This window comes from Kosakonia radicincitans DSM 16656 (assembly GCF_000280495.2).
Lineage (GTDB): Bacteria > Pseudomonadota > Gammaproteobacteria > Enterobacterales > Enterobacteriaceae > Kosakonia > Kosakonia radicincitans.
In genome coordinates this window covers 3,139,987-3,162,998 of the sequence record NZ_CP018016.1, presented here as the reverse complement: position 1 = coordinate 3,162,998, position 23,012 = coordinate 3,139,987, and the positions used below count along the sequence as shown (strand labels likewise).

The 23,012-nt window shown below is 52.6% G+C and carries 21 protein-coding genes and 1 other RNA gene; 16 read left to right on the top strand and 6 right to left on the bottom strand.

The window, feature by feature from the left end:
• Positions 1–18: 18 nt before the first annotated feature.
• Positions 19–441: a hypothetical protein gene (locus tag Y71_RS15115; protein WP_035943398.1), complete on the top strand. Its 423-nt coding sequence runs from the start codon at positions 19–21 to the stop codon at positions 439–441.
• Positions 442–534: 93 nt separating this feature from the next.
• Here the strand turns inward: Y71_RS15115 and Y71_RS15110 are convergent, their stop codons facing one another.
• Positions 535–1,626, bottom strand: a complete 1,092-nt coding sequence (locus tag Y71_RS15110; RefSeq protein ID WP_007374722.1) for a site-specific integrase — start codon at positions 1,624–1,626, stop codon at positions 535–537.
• A gap of 368 nt (positions 1,627–1,994) precedes the next feature.
• Between Y71_RS15110 and Y71_RS15105 the strand changes: the two genes are divergently transcribed.
• From Y71_RS15105 to Y71_RS15090, 4 genes are all read left to right on the top strand, one after another.
• Positions 1,995–3,404 carry an MFS transporter gene (locus Y71_RS15105; RefSeq protein ID WP_007374723.1) on the top strand — a complete coding sequence of 470 codons (1,410 nt, stop codon included), beginning with the start codon at positions 1,995–1,997 and terminating at the stop codon, positions 3,402–3,404.
• Positions 3,401–5,773 carry a glycoside hydrolase family 3 N-terminal domain-containing protein gene (locus Y71_RS15100; RefSeq protein WP_007374724.1) on the top strand — a complete coding sequence of 791 codons (2,373 nt, stop codon included), beginning with the start codon at positions 3,401–3,403 and terminating at the stop codon, positions 5,771–5,773. Before Y71_RS15105 ends, Y71_RS15100 begins: the two co-directional genes overlap by 4 nt.
• A 258-nt stretch (positions 5,774–6,031) precedes the next feature.
• Entirely contained in the window at positions 6,032–6,232 is a 201-nt protein-coding gene (locus Y71_RS15095; RefSeq protein WP_007374726.1) for a hypothetical protein, read from the top strand.
• A 131-nt stretch (positions 6,233–6,363) separates the two neighbouring features.
• Entirely contained in the window at positions 6,364–6,552 is a 189-nt protein-coding gene (locus tag Y71_RS15090) for a hypothetical protein (protein WP_007374728.1), read from the top strand.
• A gap of 11 nt (positions 6,553–6,563) precedes the next feature.
• Here the strand turns inward: Y71_RS15090 and rprA are convergent.
• Both rprA and ydiK read right to left on the bottom strand, forming a co-directional pair.
• An RNA gene (rprA, locus tag Y71_RS15085) (antisense sRNA RprA) lies at positions 6,564–6,671 on the bottom strand.
• Between the two features lie 191 nt (positions 6,672–6,862).
• Positions 6,863–7,972 (bottom strand): AI-2E family transporter YdiK, encoded by a 1,110-nt coding sequence (gene ydiK / locus Y71_RS15080; protein ID WP_007374729.1) that lies wholly within the window; start codon positions 7,970–7,972, stop codon positions 6,863–6,865.
• A gap of 208 nt (positions 7,973–8,180) precedes the next feature.
• Between ydiK and ydiJ the strand changes: the two genes are divergently transcribed.
• The 4 genes from ydiJ to Y71_RS15060 all read left to right on the top strand — a co-directional run bounded on the left by ydiJ (position 8,181) and on the right by Y71_RS15060 (position 13,191).
• A complete protein-coding gene (ydiJ, locus tag Y71_RS15075) occupies positions 8,181–11,237 on the top strand; it encodes a D-2-hydroxyglutarate dehydrogenase YdiJ (protein ID WP_007374731.1) in 3,057 nt (1,018 codons plus the stop codon).
• On the top strand, positions 11,234–11,644 hold the full coding sequence (menI, locus tag Y71_RS15070; RefSeq protein ID WP_007374732.1) for a 1,4-dihydroxy-2-naphthoyl-CoA hydrolase: 411 nt from the start codon (positions 11,234–11,236) through the stop codon (positions 11,642–11,644). Before ydiJ ends, menI begins: the two co-directional genes overlap by 4 nt.
• A gap of 212 nt (positions 11,645–11,856) precedes the next feature.
• Entirely contained in the window at positions 11,857–12,771 is a 915-nt protein-coding gene (gene lpxP, locus Y71_RS15065) for a kdo(2)-lipid IV(A) palmitoleoyltransferase (protein WP_007374733.1), read from the top strand.
• A 69-nt stretch (positions 12,772–12,840) separates the two neighbouring features.
• Positions 12,841–13,191: a hypothetical protein gene (locus Y71_RS15060; protein WP_007374734.1), complete on the top strand. Its 351-nt coding sequence runs from the start codon at positions 12,841–12,843 to the stop codon at positions 13,189–13,191.
• Between the two features lie 2 nt (positions 13,192–13,193).
• Here Y71_RS15060 and Y71_RS15055 read toward each other — a convergent pair whose 3' ends face one another.
• On the bottom strand, positions 13,194–13,931 hold the full coding sequence (locus tag Y71_RS15055) for an EAL domain-containing protein (protein WP_007374735.1): 738 nt from the start codon (positions 13,929–13,931) through the stop codon (positions 13,194–13,196).
• 777 nt (positions 13,932–14,708) lie between these two features.
• Positions 14,709–15,494, bottom strand: a complete 786-nt coding sequence (locus Y71_RS15050) for an alpha/beta fold hydrolase (protein WP_007374737.1) — start codon at positions 15,492–15,494, stop codon at positions 14,709–14,711.
• A 558-nt stretch (positions 15,495–16,052) separates the two neighbouring features.
• Here Y71_RS15050 and sufA point away from each other — a divergent pair.
• The 7 genes from sufA (at position 16,053) to ldtE (ending at position 22,666) form a co-directional block, all read left to right on the top strand.
• The gene (gene sufA / locus Y71_RS15045) at positions 16,053–16,409 is read left to right on the top strand and encodes a Fe-S cluster assembly scaffold SufA (protein WP_007374739.1); all 357 of its coding nucleotides are present in this window, start codon (positions 16,053–16,055) and stop codon (positions 16,407–16,409) included.
• Between the two features lie 8 nt (positions 16,410–16,417).
• A complete protein-coding gene (gene sufB / locus Y71_RS15040) occupies positions 16,418–17,902 on the top strand; it encodes a Fe-S cluster assembly protein SufB (protein WP_007374740.1) in 1,485 nt (494 codons plus the stop codon).
• Between the two features lie 17 nt (positions 17,903–17,919).
• On the top strand, positions 17,920–18,666 hold the full coding sequence (gene sufC / locus Y71_RS15035; RefSeq protein WP_007374741.1) for a Fe-S cluster assembly ATPase SufC: 747 nt from the start codon (positions 17,920–17,922) through the stop codon (positions 18,664–18,666).
• Complete coding sequence (gene sufD / locus Y71_RS15030; protein WP_007374742.1) at positions 18,641–19,912, top strand: Fe-S cluster assembly protein SufD; 1,272 nt, start codon at positions 18,641–18,643, stop codon at positions 19,910–19,912. The genes sufC and sufD overlap by 26 nt, the downstream gene beginning before the upstream one ends.
• On the top strand, positions 19,909–21,129 hold the full coding sequence (gene sufS / locus Y71_RS15025) for a cysteine desulfurase SufS (RefSeq protein ID WP_035889231.1): 1,221 nt from the start codon (positions 19,909–19,911) through the stop codon (positions 21,127–21,129). Before sufD ends, sufS begins: the two co-directional genes overlap by 4 nt.
• 14 nt (positions 21,130–21,143) lie before the next feature.
• On the top strand, positions 21,144–21,560 hold the full coding sequence (sufE, locus tag Y71_RS15020) for a cysteine desulfuration protein SufE (protein WP_007374744.1): 417 nt from the start codon (positions 21,144–21,146) through the stop codon (positions 21,558–21,560).
• A 95-nt stretch (positions 21,561–21,655) separates the two neighbouring features.
• A complete protein-coding gene (gene ldtE, locus Y71_RS15015) occupies positions 21,656–22,666 on the top strand; it encodes a L,D-transpeptidase LdtE (RefSeq protein WP_007374745.1) in 1,011 nt (336 codons plus the stop codon).
• Between the two features lie 70 nt (positions 22,667–22,736).
• Here the strand turns inward: ldtE and Y71_RS15010 are convergent, their stop codons facing one another.
• Positions 22,737–22,973 (bottom strand): major outer membrane lipoprotein, encoded by a 237-nt coding sequence (locus Y71_RS15010; RefSeq protein ID WP_007374746.1) that lies wholly within the window; start codon positions 22,971–22,973, stop codon positions 22,737–22,739.
• Between the last annotated feature and the right edge of the window lie 39 nt (positions 22,974–23,012).

Here is a 23,012-nt window from a genome sequence, read left to right as displayed (position 1 = left end):
TAGCTCAGGTATAAGGGTTTGCTAACGTTTCAAGAAGTTGCGGCTATTAACTACAAATTAAGGCTGATCAGCGATACATGGTCAGATCTGTGGCTTTTCCTTTATTATATTCCTGTAAGTGTGGGTAGGATTGTTGAGTTGCAGTATAGTGATATTATAGGTAATTATTTAATAATTAAGCAAAAAAGGCGCCTTAAAGAGAAATCTATACATATTCCCACTGCTGTATTGAATATTATAAATAGACGAAAACAGGCTTATCCTGATGATACATTTATCTTTCAGAGTCATTCCAACCGGGTTAAGTATAAAGAACGTCCCGTCACTGTTATCGCATTCAACCAAGCGCTTAAACGTGCATCAATTGGTGTCACGGAAAAGATCGTGACCAGTAGAAGTGTGCAATCAAATGCGCCACATCACACGTATGCAAGAGCATGATGCGGCAAGGGTATTGAATGGACTCCAGCAGGGGAGAATCGCAGCGTTAAATAAATAGTAGAAAGGGGCTGACAGGGACTGTCTGGTAATGCTTTAAACCTGTCCGTGCCTTTCTTTTTTCAGTTGCTCCAGTCTTACATGCAGCGATTTAGGGAAAAGTTCGGTATAAACCTGCCAAAGGATATTCAGTGACTTATGTCCTGTGACCTGGGCTACTTCTTCAATGGTAAAACCTGACTCGAATAGCCTGCTGGCGCCCTCCCGGCGTAAATCGTGATAGCGTAAATCTTCTATACCGAGCTTATCGCGCACCTGGCGGTATGTTTGCGTGACACTTCGACTGTTAAAGGGGAATACTCTTTCTGAGATTTTTGGTTGTTTCTGCAATATATCCCAGGATTCTCCAAGTAATGGTACCAGCATGTGGTTTCCGGCTTTCTTTCTCGGATCCTTTCTGTCTCTGACCAGAACAGCCTTTTGCTGCATATCGACATCTTCCCATTGAATTCTGCAAACTTCCCCAATACGCATGCAGGTTAGTATGGAAAATAAAAAAATGTCAGAGAAAGGGACTTTTTTATAGGAGGTCATTTCTCTGTTTCTTAAGCCGGCAATAATCTGTTCAGATTCCTCGCGCGTGGGGCGCCGACTTCTCTTCTGTGTTGGCCCTATAACTTTCATTTGCGTAAGGTTTTGCCTGGCCAGACTATATGCCTGCAGGTCTGCATCAATATTAAAAATCGGTTTAGCCGCTTTAAGGACAGAACCAATATAAGCCAGATCTTGTGCTACCGTCGCAGCACCTGCACCACAGGCCCGTCGTTGCTCGCAATGCTCAATGAGTGTACCTGCTGACAAATCAGAAACTGCAACGTTGGCTACAGGTGATCGGGATATCAGTTTTAGTACATCAGCTTTTGAACGTCCGTATTTTATGTTTGGGTGGCTTGTGTATTTTTGTATAAGTTCACCCAGCGTCACTTTTGGTGACTGGTCATCGGAAGGGATCCCATTGCTTTCTATATGCGAAACCCTGCTTATTCCCCATGCTTTTGCGAGAGACAATTTTCCAAATGTCCTGTTCTCACGATAGATATATTTCCCAGCCTTTTTCACCCCAACAGTGCAACGGTAGCGCAGGGTGCCGTCTGATTTGATTCTTTTCTCTACCGTGTAAAAAGCCATATGTCGTTCCTTACTGGTGTCCTGTGGGGTGCTGTGTGGGGGACTGGGACGACAAAATTAGCCTGAATTGAGAAAAAATGCACTAAATAAATACTGGTTACATAATCAGTATTGCTTTCATCTTTATGATTATTATTGATTTTATTTTGTTGGCTGGCATGCGGATGCCGACACAATGTCGGGGATTTTTTTATTTTTGCCGCTAACTCGTCGGCGATCACAATTACTAAAAAACGTAAAAAGCCTGGTAATTATCACAATTGTCCGGGTGAGCGCTTCTTCTAATACTTTAGCCTGTAGTAAGCGGCGCGAAGCCCTGTTCGCGTCAGGTTGAAATATCCATTTTCACCTCACAAGGCTGATAAAAAATGACCCTCACCTCTGTTCTTAGTACCAAAGATAAAATAGGTTATGGCCTCGGCGATATGGCCAGCGCGCTGGTCTGGCAAACGGCCACACTGTTTCTCGCTTATTTCTATACCGATGTTTTTGGTTTACCCGCCGCTATTATGGGCACCATGTTTTTGGTGGTGCGTGTGATTGATGCGTTTGCCGATCCCTGTATTGGCGCACTGGTCGATCGCACGCAAACCCGTCACGGACGTTTCCGTCCCTGGCTGCTGTGGTTTGCGATTCCGTTTGGCGTCAGTTGCATTATCACTTTCTATGTGCCGGATGCGGGCCCAACGGCAAAAATCATTTATGCCTGCGTGACCTACGCGATCCTGAGTTTTATCTACTCCGCGATAAATGTACCGTACTGCGCCATGCCCGGCGCGCTGACCATGGACCCGCAGGAGCGCCATTCCCTGCAATCGTGGCGTTTTTGCCTGTCGTTTATCGGCGGATTGATCGTGACGGTGATTGCGTTACCACTGGTGGCGCAGCTCGGTAACGGTAACGATCAGAAGGGCTATTTTTACGCTATGAGTATGATGGGCGTGCTGGGTATTTTACTGTTCTTCGGCTGCTTCTTTATGACCCGTGAGCGTTATACGCCGCATAATGACAGCTCAGGATCAATATTTAGCGATCTCAAATTACTGGCGAAAAATAGCCAGTGGCGCATTGTTTTTCTGTTTAATATTTTACTGCTTACCGCTGTGGTTACGCGCGGTTCGGCAACTATGTATTACGTCAAATATGTATTACAGCGCCCGGAAATGGTCTTTACCTTTATTGTTTCCGGCATGATTGCAGCGCTGCTTGGCGCATTATTCTCCGCACGTTTGTTAGGGAAATTTGATCGTGTTCGTGCTTATCAGTGGACCATCATTACCTTTGTGGTGTTTGCCGCGCTGATATTTATCATTCCGCCCACACAAGTGTGGCTTATATTCGGCCTCAACATTGTTTTCAGCTTTATTCAGAATCTCACCACGCCGCTACAGTGGACCATGTTTTCCGATGTGGTGGATTACGAAGAGCACCGCAGCGGGCGACGCCTTGATGGCCTGGTGTTCTCGACGGCGCTGTTTGCCATCAAGTTCGGTCTTGCGTTGGGCGGCGCCGTTGTTGGCTGGGTGCTGGGCGCGGTGGATTATGTACCAAATCAGGCGCAGCAAACGGCCAGCGTACTGACCACTATCAATGCGTTGTTTACGCTGATCCCGTGTCTGCTATTTATTGGCATGGTGCTGCTGCTTACCCGCTACAAACTGAATAGCCAGCTGACCAACACGATTGCCCGCGAACTGATCCGCAAACGCGACGCCAGCAATTCAGTGACAACCCCACAAACTTCCCCGGATTTCAGTAACACAGGAGTGACCCGATGAGCGCAATTTATCAGGACCCTGGCCGCCCGGTTTCCGAACGCGTGGCCGATCTGCTTGCCAGGATGACACCGGAAGAGAAATTCGCCCAGATGCATGCGTTGTGGCTGGTGCTGTCAGAAGATGGCGAGCACCGTGAACGCAGCGATCTGAGCGACGAATTTGCTGGCGTCAGTGCCCAGGCGGCGCTGGCGGAACGGTTAACGCGCGGTATCGGGCAGATTACCCGTCCGCTCGGTACGCATATTGTTGATGCGAAAAGCGGCGTAAGAGCCGCTAACCGGCTGCAAAAAACCATGGTAGAAGAGACGCGGCTGGGGATCCCGGCGCTGTTTCACGAAGAGTGCCTGGTGGGCTTGTTGTGCAAAGACGCCACGCTATTTCCTTCATCGCTCAACTATGGTTCGACCTGGGACCCGGCGCTGATCAAACGCACCGCACAGCAAATCGGCGAAGAAGCGCGCAGCACCGGTTGCAAGCAGGGATTGGCGCCGGTGCTGGATGTTTCGCGCGATGTGCGCTGGGGCCGCACCGAGGAGACGTTTGGCGAAGATCCGTGGCTGGTGGGCGTGATGGCCTGCGCTTATGTTGAGGGGTTGCAGGGTGAGCGGGGCGATATGCTGGCGACGCTTAAACACTACGTTGGCCACTCTTTCAGCGAAGGCGCGCGCAACCATGCGCCGGTGCACCTGGGTTTTTGCGAACTTAACGACACCTTTTTGTTGCCCTTTGAAATGGCTGTCAAACTGGCGAAAGCCGGTTCGGTGATGCCCGCTTATCACGACATCGATAATCAACCTGGGCACAGCGATCATTTTCTGCTGACCACGCTGCTGCGCGAAGAGTGGGGCTTTGATGGCATTATTGTTGCCGATTATGGCGGTGTCAGCCTGCTCCATCAGCATCACGGCGTCAGTCATGATGCGGCAGAATCGGCGGCATTAGCCTTCAACGCCGGGCTGGATATTGAATTGCCGAAAGATGACTGCGCCCGTCATCTGGCGGAGGCGGTTGAGCGCGGACTGATTTCGATGGCGAAGATCGATGAAATTGTCGCCCGCGTGCTGGCGGTTAAATTCCGCCTTGGGCTGTTCGAACAGCCCTATACGGATGAGCGTCGCATCGTGTTGCAGTCTGATGCGGCGCTGCAGGCTGCGCGTGACGTGGCAACCCGTTCGCTGACCCTGCTGGAGAACAACGGCATTCTGCCGCTGCGAGGAGCAGCAAAAGTGGCGGTGGTTGGCCCGACAGCGGACGATCCGCTGGCCCTGCTCAGCGGTTACAGCTTCCCGGTACATTTGATCATCAGCGATATGCTGGAAGAGACCTCGCAGGTTACCACGCCGCTGGCAGCCTTGCGCCAGGCGCTGGGCGAGGGCAATGTTCGCTATGCGAAAGGTTGCCATATCATTGAAAAACGCATGGCGGGAGCGCCGGTTTTCCCGGGCGATGCCTCCGGCAAACCGATGCAGCAATCGCCGGTTTCCATGGATCAAAGCCTGATCCCGCAGGCAGTGCGTGCAGCGCAGGAGAGCGATGTGGTGATTGCTTGTGTGGGCGATCTCGCCGGGCTATTCCAGAGCGGCACGGTGGGTGAAGGCTCCGATACGGACAGTCTTTCGCTGCCGGGCGTACAACAGCGATTGCTTGAGGCACTGGTAGAGACCGGTAAACCCGTGGTGGTGGTGATGACCGGCGGGCGCCCTTACAACTTGCAAGGGCTGGAAACGCGTGTCGCCGCCTGGTTAATGGCATGGGCGCCGGGCCAGGAGGGCGGCTACGCAATTGCCGATGTGCTGACCGGCCGCGCGGAACCGCAGGGACGGCTGGTGGTGAGCGTGCCGAAAAGCGCGGGCGCAATGCCCTATTATTACAACCACAAACTGAAAAGCGGCGGGACGCCGTTCGCCTTCCATTTTGGCTCCCGCTACCCGTTCGGCTACGGCCTGAGCTGGACGCAGTTCGATTACGCGCCTCTGGTGTTGTTAACGCCGGAAGTGGCTATTGATGGCGAGATCGCATTGCAGGTTCGGGTCACCAATGTTGGCGAACGCAGCGGCGGCGAGGTTGTGCAGATCTACGTGCGCGACAAAGTGGCTTCGATGGTGCGGCCGGTACAGGAGCTGAAAGCGTTCCAGCGCGTGGACCTTTCGCCAGGAGAATCCGCAACGCTGACCTTTACGCTGCCCGTGGATATGCTCAATTTCACGCGGCGCGACGGCAAGCGCATCGTCGAGCCGGGGGAGTTTGAGTTGCGGGCTGGCGCGTCATCGGGAGATATACGCGCGACAGCAACGGTGAATGTTACCGGTGAAACGCGGGTGCTGCCAGCCGCATGGAGGATGATGAGCCACTGCGAAATCAACCGCTAGCAAACCGCAGCCCATCGCCAGGTGGGCTGTTTTTCTGGTTAGCATGCAGATAACAAATACATGTGAGAAATAACAAGCCCACTTTATTTCTCACATAAACGTAAGCTATGCGTGTGATCGTAAGCTATTTGTGCCGCGATCCTGAATATATTTATTGTATTGATAATTACCCTGAATATAATCCCTTTCGTTCACTTTTATTTATCCCGCATAGTATTTCATGCTTTATTTAAGCGGCGTGTTTCGAGGCAATGTAATATGAAAAAAAACCATGAACGGCATTACGTTCATTTTATTTGTAATGGGCAAACAGGCTTTGTGGAAGTGGAACCTGAAGGTGCCATGTGGGTGAATTACGCGGGCGATCGCCGGGCTTATATGGCGTTGCAGGGAAGGTTACGCAATGTGGTTGATCATATTCTGGCGCAACACAATCTGTTTGCTGGCAGAGTGGGATAAGGATTTACGCGATCTCTGCTATTTATTTCTACTTCTCCAACTCTCTTTAGTCGTTAATTTTTTTGTTTTGCATCAGCGTGCGTTTTTTTAAATGCAATGTTGACTCACCTGTATTATCTGGAATGGTTTGCATGAAAAGTTTATTGATGGTTATTGCTGTACTGGCCTGTACGGTGCTCAACGGCTGCGCCTCGTATAATGATCATATACGGGCCTGTGATGGCCGGGACGTCAGCGCAGTACATTTAGCGTTAGATTATCTGCCTGTTGGCGCAGCGCTTGATAATGGTACATGCGCGGTGGCCGGTAATGCGAAGTGACGTTTTTGAGGTGAAAAAAAAGCCCATCGTGGGAGATGGGCAAAGACTACACACAGCAATTCGTTGTTTCACTCAGGGGATTTCCATGCTTATAAACCAAGGTGTTGATTTATAACCGTGGACTTATAGTAGGCATGCTGATTTTTTGAGTCGATCAGATTCGTCTCATTAGTTTAATAGTCTTGAAGAATATATGCCGAAGATGCCGCATTCTGCGGGCTACAGAGGGGTCTGACCAGATTTTATTATCTTAAATGATAAGTGTGGCTTAATAATTACTTAAGGCGGGCTACCCCGCCTTAAGACTATTTCAGGAAGAGGCTCCCGAATTTTGCTCGTCATTCAATATATCTTCTGGGCGCGTGGTCGGTTCGGGTACTTCATTCACCCATGCGGAGAAAAGACGCCATGAGACGGCCAGCAGCACCGGGCCAATAAACAGGCCGATCATACCAAATGCGATCAACCCGCCGATGACGCCGGAGAGGATCAAAATCAGCGGTAAGTCTGCGCCCATGCGAATAAGCACCGGGCGGATAAAGTTATCCAGCGTGGCGACCACGCAGCTCCAGACCAGCAGCACGGTACCCCAGGTGGAATCGCCGCTCCAGTAAAGCCAGATGATCGCCGGAACCAGCACCAGCAATGGCCCAATCTGAATAAGACAGGTCATCAGCATCACGACGGTGAGCAGCGTAGCGTAAGGGACGCCAGAAATGGCCAGCCCGATTCCGCCCAGAACCGCCTGCACCAGCGCGGTCACGACCACGCCCAGCGCCACAGCGCGGATAGCCTGACCGGCGAGGAGTACCGCCGCATCGCCGCGCCTGGCCGCCAGACGAACGGCGAAATGGCGAATCCCCTGCGCAACCTGCTCACCACGCCAGTAGAGCAAGGCGCTGAATAACAGCATCAGGCCGCAGTGCAGCATAAAACGCCCAATATGCGCGGCCTGGCCGACAAACCACGTAGTGGTTGCGCCAACGTAAGGCCGCAGTTTCGCCATGATCGCGGTGCCGCCCATATCCAGCAGGTTATGCCAGCCGCTATAGAGCTTTTCACCGACCAGCGGAATGCTGTGCAGCCATGCGAGATCGGGCGGTGACATCGAACCGGTGGTAATGGCATGGATAACCGGGCCACTGGAGTCCACCAGGCTGTTCACCAGCAGGGCAACGGGAACAATAAACAGCAGGATTAAGAGCAACATCATCACCAGCACCGCCAGCGAGCGTCGGCCAAATAGCAGGCGTTGCAGACGTAACAGCAACGGCCAGGTGGCTATCACTACGGTTCCCGCCCAGGCAAAACCGAGGATAAAGGGCTGAACAATCCACAAACAGGCGATAATCATGATTGCTAAAAACAGTACCGACAGCATCACTTGCGGCACATCCCTGGACTGACGTAGATCAACCATATGATTTACACACCTTTATTAAGTTGCTGAAGAGTGGGCCTTGCAGGAAGACGCCCGTGATAATGATTAATGATTTCAGCGCGTTTGCCCAGCCCGATTGTGCCTGCAATTCTCTGGGCGTATAAGAAAAAAATGTGATACAACGATGCATGCTTAAAGCAAACGATTAACTATTCACAACACTCACCATCAGGCAGGGTCAAGCATAATGATCCCACAGATTTCCCAGGCACCCGGCGTTGTTCAGCTGGTGCTGAATTTTTTGCAAGCACTGGAGCAGCAAGGTTTTACAGGTGATACCGCCACGAATTATGCCGACAGGCTGACGATGGCGACAGACAACAGTATTTACCAGTTATTACCCGATGCAGTCGTTTTTCCCCGTTCAACATCCGATGTTGCACTGATAACCCGTCTGGCGGCGGAAGAACGCTTCCGCACGCTGGTGTTTACGCCGCGCGGCGGCGGCACCGGCACCAATGGACAGGCACTGAACCAGGGCATCATTGTCGATATGTCCCGCTATATGAACCGCATCATGGAGATCAACCCGGAAGAGGGCTGGGTGCGTGTTGAAGCGGGCGTCATTAAGGATCAGCTTAACCAGTTCCTGAAACCTTACGGGTTCTTTTTCGCGCCGGAGCTCTCCACCAGTAACCGCGCGACGCTCGGCGGAATGATCAACACCGATGCTTCTGGTCAGGGTTCACTGGTATACGGTAAAACCTCCGATCACGTTTTGGGCGTGCGCGCGGTGCTGCTGGGCGGTGATATTCTCGACACGCAGGCGATGCCGGTGGCGTTGGCGGAAACGCTGGGCAAGGCCAACACGGCAATTGGTCGCGTCTACAAAACCGTACTTGAACGCTGCCGCGACAATCGCCAGTTGATCCTCGATAAATTTCCGAAACTGAACCGTTTCCTGACCGGCTACGACCTGCGTCACGTCTTTAATGATGAGATGACGGAGTTCGATCTTACCCGCGTGTTAACCGGGTCGGAAGGAACGCTGGCGTTTATCACCGAAGCGCGGCTCGACATCACCCGGCTACCGAAAGTGCGTCGCCTGGTGAACGTCAAATATGACTCGTTTGATTCCGCCTTGCGCAATGCGCCGTTTATGGTGGAAGCGCGCGCGCTGTCGGTAGAGACCGTGGATTCGAAAGTCCTGAACCTGGCACGGGAAGATATCGTCTGGCATTCAGTAAAAGAGCTGATTACCGATGTGCCGTATAAAACGCTGCTCGGCCTGAATATTGTTGAGTTCGCCGGTGACGATCAGGAATTGATTGACGGTCAGGTCGCGGCGCTGTGCCAGCGGCTGGATGCGCTGATGGCCAACGGTGAAGGCGGGGTCATTGGCTGGCAGCTTTGCGAGGATCTGGCCGGGATTGAGCGCATTTATGCGATGCGTAAAAAAGCGGTCGGTCTGCTGGGTAACGCTAAAGGGGCGGCCAAACCGATCCCGTTTGCTGAAGATACCTGCGTACCGCCGGAACATCTGGCGGATTATATCGTTGAGTTCCGCGCGCTGCTGGACAGCCACGGTCTGAGCTATGGCATGTTTGGTCACGTGGATGCCGGGGTGTTGCACGTGCGTCCGGCGCTGGACATGTGCGATCCGCAGCAAGAAGTATTGATGAAATCCATCTCTGATGAGGTGGTGGCGCTGACGGCGAAATATGGTGGTCTGCTATGGGGGGAACACGGGAAAGGGTTCCGCGCCGAGTACAGCCCGGCCTTTTTCGGCGCTCAGCTTTATGGCGAGCTGCGAAAAATCAAAGCGGCATTCGATCCTGAGAACCGCCTGAATCCCGGTAAAATTTGTCCTCCGGAGGGCGTGGATGCGCCAATGAAACAGGTGGATGACGTGAAACGCGGGACTCTGGATCGGCAAATTCCTATTGCGGTGCGCACTTCATGGCGTGGGGCGATGGAGTGTAACGGTAACGGTCTGTGCTTTAACTTTGATGTGAAAAGCCCGATGTGCCCGTCGATGAAGATTTCCGCTAACCGAATCCATTCACCGAAAGGGCGCGCGACGCTGGTACGTGAGTGGCTGCGCTTGCTGGCGGATCGTGGTGTTGATCCGCTGAAACTGGAAAAAGAGCTGCCGGAGAAACGCGCCAGCCTGCGTACATTGATTGAGCGTACCCGCAACAGCTGGCATGCACGGCGTGGTGAGTATGACTTCTCGCACGAGGTGAAAGAGGCGATGTCCGGCTGCCTGGCCTGCAAAGCTTGCTCCACGCAGTGTCCGATTAAAATCGATGTGCCGGAATTCCGTTCGCGCTTCCTGCAACTTTATCACAGCCGTTATCTGCGCCCGGTGCGCGATCATCTGGTTGCTACGGTAGAAAGCTATGCGCCGCTGATGGCGCGGGCGCCGAAGACGTTTAACTTCTTTATGAGTCAGCCGTGGGTGCGTTCGCTGTCGGCCAAACATATCGGCATGGTCGATTTACCGCTGCTGTCGGTGCCCTCCCTGCAGCGTCAGATGGTGGGTCACCGCACGGCAAATATGACGCTGGAGCAGCTTGAACAGCTCAATGCGGCGCAGAAAGCGAAAACGGTGCTGGTGGTACAGGATCCGTTTACCAGCTATTACGATGCGCAGGTGGTGGCTGACTTTGTGCGGCTGGTGGAGAAACTCGGCTTTGAGCCGGTGGTGCTACCTTTCTCGCCGAACGGCAAGGCGCAACACATTAAAGGGTTCCTCAATCGCTTTGCCAAAACTGCGCAGAAGACCGCCGATTTCCTCAATCGCGTGGCACAACTGGGAATGCCGATGGTGGGCGTCGATCCGGCGCTGGTGCTATGCTATCGCGACGAGTACAAACTGGCGCTGGGCGATAAGCGCGGTGATTTCCATGTTCAGTTGGTGCATGAGTGGTTGCCTGCGGCGCTGGAGCATGTCGAGGCCCGCGCGGTGAGCGGTGAACCGTGGTATCTGTTTGGCCACTGTACGGAAGTGACGGCATTGCCGGGCGCGACGGGGCAGTGGGCGACGATCTTCGCTCGTTTCGGCGCGAAGCTGGAAAATGTCAGCGTGGGCTGCTGCGGTATGGCTGGTACTTACGGCCACGAAGTGAAGAACCACGCCAGTTCGCTGGGCATTTATGAGCTTTCCTGGCACCAGGCGATACAGCGTCTGCCGCGTAACCGCTGTCTGGCGACCGGCTACTCATGCCGTAGCCAGGTGAAGCGCGTTGAGGGTAACGGGGTGCGCCATCCATTACAGGCTTTGCTGGAGATACTGGGATGATCTGGAAACGTGCAGTCACGCTGGAAGCGCTCAATGCTATGGGCGACGGTAATATGGTTGGTCTGCTGGATATTCGTTTTGAGCGCATCACGGATGATGCGCTGGAAGCCTCCATGCCGGTAGATGAACGCACGCACCAGCCGTTTGGCCTGCTGCACGGCGGTGCGTCGGTCGTGCTGGCGGAGACGCTTGGCTCGGTGGCTGGTTATTTATGCACCGAAGGGGATCAAAAAGTGGTCGGGCTGGAGGTGAATGCTAACCACTTGCGTTCGGTGCGCAGCGGCCGGGTGCGCGGCGTTTGCCGTGCGCTACATACGGGCGGACGTCATCAGGTCTGGCAAATCGATCTGTTTGATGAACAGTCGCGGCTTTGCTGCTCATCCCGTCTGACCACTGCAATTGTCTGACCAGTTTCGGCGGAAGCAATCCGCCGAAAATATTCACCTTTTCTTCATTATTCTCTCCATCTCCCTTTAACGCTTCGTGCTATAGTGCGTGGCACTGGATGTACCGTTTCGGCACCTTCTGCCGCGGCGAATAGCTGTAACGCATAATGACCTGATGAAGTGATTCATTGTCTCCTTAAGCGCTACTGAATTTAGGCTTTAAGGTAACAGTGATGACATCGTTTAAACTCTCATTTTTACACCCGCGCCACTGGGTGACCTGGGTCGGCCTGGCTTTGCTCTGGCTGCTCGTTCAACTTCCTTATCCCGTTTTGGCCCGCCTTGGCGCAGGGCTTGGACATCACTCCCGCCGTTTTCTGAAGCGTCGCGAACGTATTGCGCGCCGTAATCTTGAACTCTGTTTTCCGGTGATGAGCGAAGCGCTGCGTGATGCGCTGATTGCCAAAAACTTTATGTCGCTGGGTATGGGGTTAATTGAAACCGGCATGGCATGGTTCTGGTCAGATAAGCGCGTGCGCCGCTGGTTTGATGTTGAAGGTTACCAGCATTTACAGGCCGCGCAGGCCAGCGAGCAGGGCGTGATGGTTGTCGGCGTGCATTTCATGTCGCTGGAGCTGGGCGGCCGCGTGATGGGATTGTGCCAGCCGATGATGGCCACCTATCGCCCGCACAACAACCCGCTGATGGAGTGGGTACAGACGCGTGGACGTATGCGTTCAAATAAAAATATGATCGACCGCCGTAACCTGAAAGGGCTGGTGAATGCGTTAAAACAGGGTGAAGCTGTCTGGTTCGCGCCGGATCAGGATTATGGCCGCAAGGGCAGTACCTTCGCGCCATTCTTCTCGGTGAAAAATGCCGCCACTACCAACGGCACGTTTGTACTTTCGCGCCTGTCGGGCGCTAAAATGCTGACGGTGACGATGGTGCGCAAAACCGATGGCTCAGGTTATTCATTGCATATTGGTCCTGCATTAAATGATTATCCTGGCGAGGATGAGTTTGCGGCAGCCAGTTATATGAATAAAGTGATTGAGCGCGAAATCTTGCGCGCGCCGGAACAGTATCTGTGGATCCATCGCCGCTTCAAAACCCGTCCGCTCGGTGAACCTTCGCTCTATAACTGATCTCTTTTCTCTGCGTCCCGGCTTCGGGGCGCTGTATTATCATTGCGTTAAAATTGACTCGGGATGCTTATGATCAGGTTTATTGTGGTCAGCAGTTTTACTCTCTTTTCCGCATGTTCGTTCGCCGCTGGTATCAACCTCTCCTGCGATGAATATACCGCTGTTGTTGAGCCTGAAGGGCTTACCGTTAACGGCCACCGCTATACCAATCCGCAAGAGAAGCCGTTCAATATCTCTGACGATTATACTGGTCGCTCGCTGATTTATACCGACAGCCAGGATCAGAACAACCAGACCAACTGGGTCGCTATCAACATCATCACGCAGCTCTCCAGCGGTAAAAAAGCCTTCTTCTTTTCGGACAGCAAACACACGGATGACAAAGCTATCATCTGTACGCGTAAAGACGCAGGGCAGTAAGGTTAAAAGTCTTCCAGCAGCCGCAACTGACTGAAGGTTAACGGGGGAGAGAAAATGTACCCCTCGATGCCGATATGGCTGTAGCGGCTGAGCAGAGCAAGGTCGGATGAACGTTCCACACCCTCGCAAATTACATGTGTGCCTGCCGGGATCACCTTGTCGATCAAATTGTGAAGTGTTGATAATTTTGCCGGGCTGGCGGCAATTCCGTAGACCAGCGTTCGCGCGAGTTTAATTGTGTCAAAGCGAAACAGCCGCAGACTGTCGGCGGCTTCATCCCGGGCGCCAAAATCATCTAACGAGAGCATAAAACCATAGGTTCTCGCCTGCTGTAAAAATGCCTGACGAGGCGTCTGTGGTATATCAGTCAGCCACTCGCCAATCTCAATCTCAATGCGTTGCGGCGATACGTGATGATGCCCGCACTGCTGGTAAAGGCTGGCAAGGTACGCCATATCATTCATTAACTGAGCGGGAAGTTTGAATGAAACCGTGATGCCTTCTTTCATTTTCAGCAGTTCGCAGACGGTCTCAAACAAAAAATCGTTAATGGCTTTAATGGCTTCTCTCTCAAGAATATCGAAGGATTGTTCCACTGAAAGCCAACGATCGCTGGCATTATAAATTTTGGCAAGAACTTCGTAGCGGAAAATAGTTTTTCCAGAAAGGTGCATGACGGGTTTGAACTCTGCAGTAACGCTAAGTTTTTTGTCCGCAATTTCGAGTGTTTTTATATTCATTATCCCTGATTCAGCTCCCCACTCACAAGAACAGGTCTAACCACTATATAATTTTTCAATTTTACACAACTAATCATAATCTTTGAAAATTGTTTTGAATGATCGATCCTCTCTTTTCGATAGTCTGTATCTATTGCTATTATTAAAATGATCGCTTAAATCTATAAATAAGGGTGGCCTTTTGTTTTAAGTATTTTTATTGTGTCAGGTTTATCAACTAATGATTTGCGTTTTGTATTATTTATCTCCTTGTTTTTGGACAGGAAAGTGGACTCAACGCAAATTAATGCGTTCTTATCGCCTGCTGAATGATTTGCCAAAAGTGTAAACTTTAGCGCACATCACCGCTTTTCGACCGGAGGGTGGCTTGTTACTGCCTCACTCGGCGCGATCCGTTGTTCATTTTTTTTGATCTTTTTTCTGTCATGGATGATGTCCGTAAACATGTATTTTTAATATGTATATCGGCGCAGAAAAGCGGAGAGTAAAAATAAAATGACATTTTAAGGCAATATCACTCTTGCGTTTGCGTACCCTTGAGAGGCAAAGCCTTAAAGAGATAAATCTGCTCAGAAAGCGTAATAAACTTTTTCAAATTTGCGATTAATGAATTTCGTATGCAAACAACAAGTGTGATGAGCCCCGAAAATAACAAAATTCGGTCACGGTATTTTTATACGGTATTGCTGTACGTCAAAAAAGTGCGTGGAACTAAAACCGGTGTACTTACCGTGCGATCTCCACTCTCCATCGGCGGGGAGTGGAGTATCACGGAGGTTATAAATGTCTGGAGAGGAAATTCTCAATCAAGCTCAGCACTTCCCCGGGATTTTCGCGGTTGCTGATATGCGCAGCATTCGGGATCAGCGTGAAATCGCAGCCCAGTTTTTCTGCCATCAGACGACCTTCGACCGGCGGCCTCGGCAGATCCAGTTCACCGGTGGCAACGTGTGTCGGACAACGAATGGAATCCAGCACTGACAGCCTGTCCGGGCGGCCAAAAATCTGTTTACCGAGCGGAACGATACTGCCGCGCAGTTGTTCCGCTGTGAGTGAAGAGAGATACGCGGTGAGCCGCTGGACATCCGCCGGTGCGGCATGCTGCGAATAAAATTGCCCGACAATGTAATCCAGCATAGCGGGCGGAATGAAACCGGCGGTGTCAATGGCGTTGAGCATGCCAAAGTAGCGCTCGCGCGCTTCACTGGTTTCATCACCGATAAAAGTATCAAACAGCATTAACGCTTTTACCCGCTGCGGCGCGGCAGCGGCCAGTTCGGCTCCCCACATGCCGCCAACGGACAACCCCATCACCGCGAACTCCTCAATCTGCAACGCATCCATCAGCGCCAGATGATCGGCGGCCAGATCCGCCAGCGACGTTGTTGATGCGGGCAGGGCGGGAGAATCGCCGTGGCCCCATAAATCCGGCGCTATCACGCGAAACTGTTTAGCCAGAGCTTCAATCTGCGGTGACCACATCGATTTATCGAACAGATAACTGTGGCCGAGTAAAACGGGAAATCCTGAACCAGTATCTAAATATGACATCGTTGCCTTCATTAACTCTCTCCATGTTTGCAGGGCGCTGCCCGGATTTAAACCAGGCGATATCTTACAGGAGATATTTTCGCCACGTCGGCTGAGAAAATCCTAATTGCAGAGAAACGTCTTAAGCCGTGAGCAATGCGTTCCCGGAAATGGTGCCGTCTCTTCCATCGCGATTTATGTTCATACCACTATGGATTTTATGGCGATTGTCGAAGATGAAAGGGGAAAGTGGAGCCTGTGCGTCAGTTCGGTGATGCCGATAACTTTTTGATAATCCGCTACGTTTTTAATGCGACTTTTTTTTCGATCCTATCTCAAAAATAGGTATTGCCTATACATCTTATCTTTTTCACCGGACTGTCTGCGGCTGGCTATTTAAAGTCATTATTTATCAATTTATTAAACAATTTTTCACTTATCTGTAATGCCTTTCAGCAACGTCTATGCTTATAGCAACAGCCAAAAAAGGGGCTACCGGGGGAATAACCCTGCGGGAAAGAGGTTGAAGTGAGAATTATTATCACTAACATAGCATCAAGCCCTTCGAATCTGGTGATGTGAGGTAATGCGATGGAATCATTTAATCCGGAAGATTTTGCGTGGCGCGGGCTGACCATGACGCCTGCCGCTGCTGAACATATTCGTACGCTGGCCAGCAAACAGGCCGGCGTGCTGGGCGTGCGGCTCGGCATTAAGCAGACCGGCTGCGCGGGCTTTGGTTATGTGCTGGATACGGTGACGGAACCGAATGCTGACGATTTGCTGTACGAATCCGAAGGCGCGCGCCTTTACGTTCCGCTTCAGGCGATGCCCTTTATTGACGGCACGGAAGTGGATTATGTACGTGAAGGGTTAAATCAGATCTTCAAATTTCATAACCCGAAAGCCCAGCATGAATGCGGCTGTGGCGAAAGCTTTGGGGTATAGGCGGTACTATGTCTCGTAATACTGAAGCAACTGACGATGTCAAAATCTGGACCGGTAACCTCAATTATAAAGAGGGGTTCTTCACGCAATTAACCACCGATGAGCTGGCGAAAGGCATCAATGAAGATGTCGTGCGGGCGATCTCGGCGAAACGTAACGAGCCGGAGTGGATGCTGGAGTTCCGCCTGAATGCCTTTCGCGCCTGGCTTGAAATGGAAGAACCGCACTGGCTGAAAGCGCACTATGACAAGCTGAACTATCAGGACTACAGCTACTATTCGGCCCCGTCCTGCGGTAATTGCGATGACACTTGCGCCTCGCAGCCGGGTGCAGTGCAACAGACGGGCGCGAATGCCTATCTGACCGATGAAGTGGAAGCCGCGTTTAACCAGCTGGGCGTACCCGTGCGTGAAGGGAAAGAAGTGGCGGTAGACGCCATTTTCGACTCGGTTTCCGTTGCCACCACTTACCGCGAGAAACTGTCGGAGCAGGGCATTATTTTCTGCTCGTTCGGTGAGGCTATCCACGATCATCCGGAGCTGGTGAAAAAATACCTCGGCACAGTTGTGCCGTCGAACGATAACTTCTTCGCCGCGCTGAATGCTGCTGTCGCCTCCGATGGCACGTTCATTTATATCCCGAAAGGCGTGCGTTGCCCGATGGAGCTGTCCACCTATTTCCGTATCAATGCGGAGAAAACCGGCCAGTTCGAACGCACTATTCTGGTGGCCGATGAAGGCAGTTACGTCAGCTATATCGAAGGTTGCTCCGCGCCGGTGCGCGACAGCTACCAGCTCCACGCGGCAGTGGTGGAAGTGATCATCCACAAAGATGCCGAAGTGAAATACTCCACCGTGCAGAACTGGTTCCCCGGCGACAACAACACTGGCGGCATTCTTAACTTCGTCACCAAGCGCGCGCTGTGCGAAGGCGAAAACAGCAAGATGTCGTGGACGCAGTCAGAAACCGGTTCGGCCATTACGTGGAAATATCCGAGCTGCATTCTGCGCGGCGATAACTCCATTGGCGAGTTCTTCTCCGTGGCGCTGACCAGCGGGCATCAGCAGGCCGATACCGGCACCAAGATGATCCACATCGGCAAGAACACCAAATCGACCATTATTTCGAAAGGGATCTCGGCCGGGCATAGCCAGAACAGCTATCGCGGGCTGGTGAAAATCATGCCGACAGCGACGAATGCCCGCAACTTTACCCAGTGCGATTCGATGCTGATCGGCCCGGACTGCGGTGCGCATACCTTCCCGTATGTTGAATGCCGCAATAACAGCGCCCAGCTTGAACACGAAGCCACAACCTCGCGCATTGGTGAAGATCAACTGTTCTATTGCCTGCAACGCGGTATCAGCGAGGATGATGCTATCTCAATGATTGTTAACGGTTTCTGTAAAGACGTCTTCTCCGAGTTGCCGCTGGAATTTGCCGTTGAAGCGCAAAAACTGCTGGCTATCAGCCTTGAACACAGCGTCGGTTAAGAATTAAAGGATAATAAATGTTAAGTATCAAAGATTTGCAGGTAAGCGTTGAAGATAAAGCAATCCTGCGCGGTTTGAGTCTGGACGTTCGTCCTGGTGAAGTGCATGCCATCATGGGGCCGAACGGTTCCGGGAAAAGTACGCTCTCTGCAACCCTCGCCGGGCGTGAAGATTATGAAGTCGTCGGCGGCAGCGTGGAGTTTAAAGGCAAAGATTTGCTGGAGTTGTCACCGGAAGATCGCGCCGGTGAAGGCGTCTTTATGGCCTTCCAGTATCCGGTAGAAATTCCCGGCGTCAGCAATCAGTTCTTTTTACAGACGGCACTGAATGCAGTGCGGAAATATCGCGGCAAAGAGGAGCTTGATCGCTTCGATTTCCAGGATCTGATGGAAGATAAAATCAAACTGCTGAAGATGCCTGAAGATCTGTTGACCCGTTCGGTGAATGTCGGCTTCTCTGGCGGTGAGAAGAAGCGTAACGACATTCTGCAAATGGCGGTGCTGGAACCGGATCTCTGCATTCTTGATGAAACCGACTCCGGGCTGGATATTGATGCGCTGAAAATCGTTGCTGAAGGGGTGAATGCCCTGCGCGATGAGAAACGGGCTTTTATTATCGTCACGCACTACCAGCGAATTCTTGATTACATCAAACCCGACTTTGTGCATGTGTTGTATCAGGGGCGCATCGTGAAATCTGGCGATTTCACGCTGGTTAAGCAACTGGAGGAGCAGGGCTATGGCTGGCTTACCGAACAGCAGTAACGCGCTGCAGCAGTGGCATCACCTGTTCGAAACCCGGGGCGGCGCGCGCTCGGAAGTGGCGCAACAACATTTGCAACAAATGTTGCGCTTAGGCCTGCCGACGCGCAAACAGGAGAACTGGAAATACACTCCGCTCGATGGCTTACTGAACAGCCAGTTTGTTAGCGCGAGCGCCACGGTAAATACCGCGCAGCGTGACGCGCTGGCGCTGCCGGTAGATGCCATCAGGCTGGTGTTTGTCGATGGGCAATTCAGCGCAGAGTTAAGCGATGACACGGCTGGTTCCGGTTTTGACGTGACGTTCAGCGACGCGCGCCATTCTCTGCCCGCGCCGGTGCAACCGGAGATGTTCCTGCACCTGACTGAAAGCCTGGCGCAGAACGTGACGTGGGTTCAGGTCGCGCGCAATCAACGCCCGGCGAAACCCTTGCTGCTGATGCATATTACGCAGGGGCTGGCAGGCGAGGAGATGAACACCGCGCACTATCGTCATCATCTCGAACTGGCGCAGGGTGCTGAAGCAACGATTTATGAGCACTATGTCAGCCTCAGCGAACAGCCGCACTTTACCGGTTCGCGTCTGACGATGAATGTGGCGGCGAATGCGCATTTGCACCATGTGAAACTGGCATTTGAAAACCCGCAAAGCTATCACTTTGCGCATAACGATCTTCTGCTGGGAGCCGATGCGGCGGCTGACAGCCATAGCTTCCTGCTGGGTGGCCTGGTGCTGCGCCATAACACCAGTACGCAGCTGAATGGTGAAAATACGCAGCTTAATATCAACAGCCTGGCGATGCCGGTGAAATCGGAAGTGTGTGACACCCGTACCTGGCTTGAGCACAACAAAGGCTACTGCAACAGCCGCCAGTTACATAAAACTATTGTCAGCGATAAAGGACGGGCGGTGTTCAACGGTTTAATCAATGTTGCGCAACACGCGATTAAAACCGACGGCCAGATGACCAACAACAATCTGCTGTTAGGACGTCTGGCGGAAGTGGATACCAAACCGCAACTGGAAATTTATGCTGACGATGTGAAGTGCAGTCATGGCGCAACGGTTGGCCGTATTGATGATGAACAGATGTTTTATTTGCGCTCGCGCGGCATTAACCAGCAGGCGGCGCAGAAAATGATCATCCATGCTTTTGCCGCTGAACTGACGGAAGTGATTCGCGACGAAGCTTTAAAACAACAGGTTCTGGCGCGTATCAGTCAGCGCCTGGCAGGGGGCGTAGCATGAGTTTTCCCGTGAACGCGGTACGCGCCGATTTTCCGGTGCTGCTGCGTGAAGTGAACGGAACGCCGCTGGCTTACCTCGACAGCGCTGCCAGCGCGCAAAAACCGAATCAGGTCATTGATGCCGAAGCGGAGTTTTATCGCCACGGTTACGCTGCCGTGCATCGGGGGATCCATACCCTCAGCGCGGAAGCGACGCAGCGTATGGAACAGGTACGTGAGAAAGCGGCGGCGTTTCTTAATGCGCGTCTGCCGGAAGAGCTGGTATTTGTGCGCGGTACGACGGAAGGGATCAACCTGGTTGCCAATAGCTGGGGCAACAGCCAGGTGCGTGCCGGCGACAATATCATCATCAGCGCGATGGAGCACCATGCGAACATCGTGCCGTGGCAGATGCTGTGTGAACGTGTGGGGGCGCAGTTGCGCGTGATCCCGCTTAATCAGAATGGCACTCTGCAATTAGAGGCGCTACCGACACTGCTGGACGCACGCACGCGACTACTGGCGATCACCCAGGTTTCTAACGTGCTGGGGACGGAAAACCCGGTGGCGGAGATGATCGCGCTGGCGCATCAGCAGGGCGCGAAAGTGCTGGTGGACGGCGCGCAGGCGGTGATGCATCACCCGGTTGATGTACAGGCGCTGGGCTGCGATTTCTATGTCTTCTCCGGGCATAAACTGTATGGCCCGACCGGCATTGGCGTGCTGTACGCCAAAGAGGATATTTTGCAGGCTATGCCGCCGTGGGAAGGTGGTGGTTCAATGATTGCCACTGTCAGCCTGACGGAAGGCACTACCTACGCGAAAGCGCCGTGGCGGTTTGAAGCCGGGACGCCGAATACTGGCGGGATTATCGGGCTGGGTGCGGCGATCGATTATGTGGCCGCATTGGGCCTTGAGGCGATTGGCGAGTACGAACAGACGTTGATGCGTTATGCGCTGGCGGCGCTGGCGGAGGTGCCGGATTTAACACTCTACGGCCCGGCGCAGCGTCAGGGGGTAATTGCCTTCAACCTTGGTAAACATCACGCTTATGATGTCGGCAGTTTCCTCGACAATTACGGTATTGCCGTTCGTACCGGGCATCATTGCGCGATGCCGCTGATGGCGTTTTACAATGTGCCTGCGATGTGTCGTGCTTCGCTGGTCATGTACAATACGCAAGAAGAGGTGGATCGTCTGGTGGCTGGCCTGAAACGTATTCATCAGTTGCTGGGCTAACGAAAGAGGCGAGAATGGCCGCATTACCCGATAAAGAGAAATTGCTGCGCAATTTTGCCCGCTGTGCCAACTGGGAAGAGAAGTACCTTTATATTATCGAGCTGGGACAGCGGTTGCCGGTGCTGAGCGCCGAGGAACATAACCCGCAAAACATTATCCAGGGGTGCCAAAGCCAGGTCTGGATTGTTATGCATCGTAATGACGATGGCGTGATTGAGCTGGCGGGCGACAGCGATGCCGCGATTGTTAAAGGGCTTATTGCCATCGTTTTTGCGCTCTACCAGCAGATGACGCCGCAGGACATCGTCGCGTTTGATGTTCGTCCGTGGTTCGAAAAACTCGCTTTGACACAACATCTCACGCCTTCTCGTTCGCAGGGACTGGAAGCAATGATCCGCGCAATCCGCTCCAAAGCTGCCAACATTAGCTAAACTCAAAGAAAAGCTTTCATTCTGTTATGCGAGGCGTTTTTCGCCTCGCTGGTTTTCAGCTTTCTGGCGTTTTGCCAGTGAATACAGGAACGACAATGAAACGCGTGTCTTTGATAACTCTCTGTCTTTTTGGCGCGATTAGCGCTCTTTCGGTGGCTCATGCGGCGGAATATACCCTGCCGGGAAACGGGAGCCGTATCATCGGTCAAAACCAGACGTACACCGTGCAGGCGGGGGATAAAAACCTGCAAACTATCGCCCGTCATTTTGATACCGCTGCAATGCTGATCATTGAAGCTAATGACACGATTGCCCCGGTGCCAAAACCGGGAACGGTGGTCACTATTCCTTCGCAAATGTTGCTCCCCGATACGCCGCGGGAAGGTATTGTGGTCAATCTTGCGGAGCTACGGCTTTATTATTTCCCGCCGGGTAAAAACAGCGTTCAGGTTTATCCCCTTGGTATTGGTCAGCAAGGGCTGGAAACGCCGGTGTCTGTGACGAAGGTTAGCCAGAAAATACCTAATCCAACCTGGACACCGACAGCGGGCATCCGCGCACGCTCACTGGCGAACGGTATTGAATTGCCGCCAGTAATCCCTGCCGGGCCCAATAACCCGCTGGGGCGCTTTGCGCTGCGTCTGGGGATAGGTCACGGCGAATATCTTATTCATGGCACCAATGCGCAGGACAGCGTCGGGCTGCGCGTCAGTTCCGGCTGTATGCGTATGAACGCGCCGGACATCGCTGCGCTGTTTGCCCAGGTCTCGGTGGGAACAAAGGTCACTATCATCAACGAGCCGGTGAAGTATGCGGTTGAGCCGGACGGCAGGCACTATATTGAGGTGCATCGCCCGTTGTCGCAGACGGTGGAAGAGAATACCCAGACGCTGCCGATAACCTTCTCCCCAACGCTGGCGTCGTTTATTAGCCAGGCGGGCGGCGACAAAGTCGCGATTGAAAAAGCGCTGTACCGTCGTGCAGGTTATCCGGTGACAATCCCTGCGGCAAAGCAGGCCGCAAGCCCTGAAAGCGTGCTATCGGTGCAAAACAGCACGAAAGCGGCAGCCATGAATGCGGAAACGGCAGAAACGGTAACGCAGTAGGAGCAGGGAAGGGGTAAATCGCAGGCAAAAAAAATGGCGCACAATGTGCGCCATTTCATTACAGGAACTCTTACTTACGGTAAGAGTGAGCCTGGTTGTCCAGACGCTGGTTAGCGCGAGCTGCGTCATCTTTAGCAGCCTGAACGTCGGAACGGATTGCGTTCACGTCGTTGCTCAGCTGGTCAACTTTAGCGTTCAGAGTCTGAACGTCAGAAGACAGCTGATCGATTTTAGCATTGCTGGAGCAACCAGCCAGCAGAGTAGAACCCAGGATTACCGCGCCCAGTACCAGTTTAGTACGATTCATTATTAATACCCTCTAGATTGAGTTAATCTCCATGTAGCG